This is a genomic window from Aeromonas sp. A35_P (assembly GCF_002259925.1).
Classification (GTDB): domain Bacteria; phylum Pseudomonadota; class Gammaproteobacteria; order Enterobacterales; family Aeromonadaceae; genus Aeromonas; species Aeromonas dhakensis.
Map to the genome: position 1 here is coordinate 1 of NZ_NEVB01000182.1, position 2,308 is coordinate 2,308.

The following is a 2,308-nucleotide window of genomic DNA, read 5'->3' on the forward strand; positions in this document are numbered from 1 at the left end:
ATTTGAGTTTGTTTATTGGCGTGAGATGTGTAGATGAACGGCGCCGATAGTTAGGCTAACATGGCGACACTTTTTTAATTTGCTACGACTCGAAGGGATTATGAGAAGTATCACACCAAGGCGGGTGCTGTCGCGGGAACAGCAGACGGAGATCACCCGGATCATCGTCAAGGTGGGCCAGATGCTGGCCCAGTTCGGCGCCGAGAGTCGCATCATAGAGCAGACCACGGTCCGGCTCGGCATGGCGCTCGGGCTGGAGAGCGTCGAGATGGCCATCTCCTCCAGCGCCATCGTGCTCACCAGCCTCTATCAGGGCAGTTGCGTCACCACCACCCGGCGGGTGCGCGAGCACGGCATCAACATGCAGGTGGTGTGCGAGATCCAGCGCATCTGCATCATGGCGGAGAAGGATCTGATCGGCGCGCGGGAAGTGCGTCAGCGCCTGGAGGCCATAGTACCGTTTCACTATCACCCCTGGCTGGTGGTGCCCATGGTGGGGCTCTCCTGTGGTGCCTTCAGTCTGCTGTTTGGCGGTGACTGGCCCATCTTCCTGGTGACCTGCTTCTCGGCTTCGGTTGCCATGCGGGCGCGCCAGCTGATGGCGCGTCATCACCACAGCCCCCTCATCAATTTTGCCACCACCGGCTTTATCGCCACCCTGCTCGCCTCCAGCGCGACCTTCTTCAACTGGGGGGCCCAGCCCTATCTCGCCATGGCGGCCAGCGTACTGCTGCTGGTGCCGGGCTTTCCGCTCATCAACGCGGTCTCCGACATGGTGAAGGGTTACTTCAACATGGGGCTGGCCCGTTGGGGCACGGCGACTTTGCTCACCATCAGCGCTGCGATAGGCATCATCCTCGCCATGTCGGTGACCGGCATCTGGGGGTGGAAGGTATGAAGATCTTTGACGCTGTATCGATCCTGTTGATCGGGGCAAACCGGCTATCCATCAGCGCACGGAACCATATCGGGATCATTCTCGCCATGTCGGTGACCGGAAGCTGGGGGAGGGTGCCATGATGGATCTGCTCTGGCTGCTGGCCAAGGACGCCTTCTGGTCGGCCATTCCGGCGGTGGGCTTTGCCATGTTGTTCAACGTGCCACCACGGATGTTGAAGTACTGCGCCATGGGCGGCGCCCTGGCTCACAGCCTGCGCACCCTGCTCATTCACCATGGCATGCCCATCGAGTGGGCCACCCTGGCGGCGGCGACCACGGTCGGTTTTGTCTGCGTCTACTGGTCGCGCCGGCTGCTGGCGCCGCGCCCTGTGTTCAGCGTCGCCTCCATCATCCCCATGATCCCGGGCAGCTACGCCTTCAAGGCGATGATCGCGGTGGTGGAGCTCAATATCTCCGGGGTGACCATGGAGCTTATCCAGAGCGCGGTGGAGAACGGCCTCAAGGCGCTGTTTATCGTGGGGGCTTTGAGTTTCGGTCTAGCGATCCCGTCCCTGGTCGTGTATCGTAACCGCCCCATTATATGAATGGTGAAGTGAGAGGCTGATACCGTGAAGATTTCCATGATTGCCGCCGTGGCCCACGATCGCGTGATCGGCAAGGACAACCAGATGCCATGGCATATGCCGGCGGATCTGGCCCACTTCAAGCGGATCACTCTCGGTAAACCGGTGTTGATGGGTCGCAAGACCTTTGAATCCATCGGGCGGCCGCTGCCCGGGCGCCGCAATCTGGTGATCAGCCGCAACCCGGATTACCGGGTTGATGGTGTAGAAGTGATTGATTCTGTTAGTTCTGCATTAGAGTTATTAGGTCGTGAAGACTCAGTGGAAGAACTTATGGTTATTGGCGGCGGGCATCTTTTCGAACAGCTGCTACCTAGGGCAGAACGCCTCTATCTGACTCAGATTGAACTTGAAGTTGATGGGGATGCCCATTTTCCTGTGTTGGATCATACCGACTGGGAACTGCTGGAAGAAGAATCTCATCCTGCGGATGAACGTAATGCTTACCCCTACCGCTTCGAGACCTGGCAGCGGCGCTGACGGCTGGCGGATTGCCCCGGTTGATGAAAGGCCCCTTGTGTTGCACAAGGGGCCTTTTTGCTGTCCGGGACAGGGATTGAATGCCCAGATATAGCGATGTGCCATAGTGTGGACACGGCACACCTCAGGCCTCTATTTCACAGTGGAAGTGAGGCAGCGAATGACAACATTATGGTTAGTGTTGTAACTAAATGTGTTGACCCGCTAATGAGAGACATGTTCCCTCCTTTTCCCTCCCATTATTGCTCTGCTTTTCTCGCGTAACATACCTGTCAATCGTTGATTTTGATGGGATTATATTTATC

3 protein-coding genes are annotated in these 2,308 nt (G+C 57.7%); all 3 read left to right on the forward strand.

Annotated elements, in window-relative coordinates; all coding sequences use genetic code 11:
• Positions 1-100: 100 nt before the first annotated feature.
• Positions 101-898 carry a threonine/serine exporter family protein gene (locus CAK78_RS10890; protein WP_005297956.1) on the forward strand — a complete coding sequence of 266 codons (798 nt, stop codon included), beginning with the start codon at positions 101-103 and terminating at the stop codon, positions 896-898.
• A 118-nt stretch (positions 899-1,016) separates the two neighbouring features.
• Positions 1,017-1,484: a threonine/serine exporter family protein gene (locus CAK78_RS10895; protein ID WP_005297957.1), complete on the forward strand. Its 468-nt coding sequence runs from the start codon at positions 1,017-1,019 to the stop codon at positions 1,482-1,484.
• A gap of 24 nt (positions 1,485-1,508) precedes the next feature.
• Positions 1,509-2,003 carry a type 3 dihydrofolate reductase gene (gene folA / locus CAK78_RS10900; protein WP_017784135.1) on the forward strand — a complete coding sequence of 165 codons (495 nt, stop codon included), beginning with the start codon at positions 1,509-1,511 and terminating at the stop codon, positions 2,001-2,003.
• The last annotated feature ends 305 nt before the right edge of the window (positions 2,004-2,308 follow it).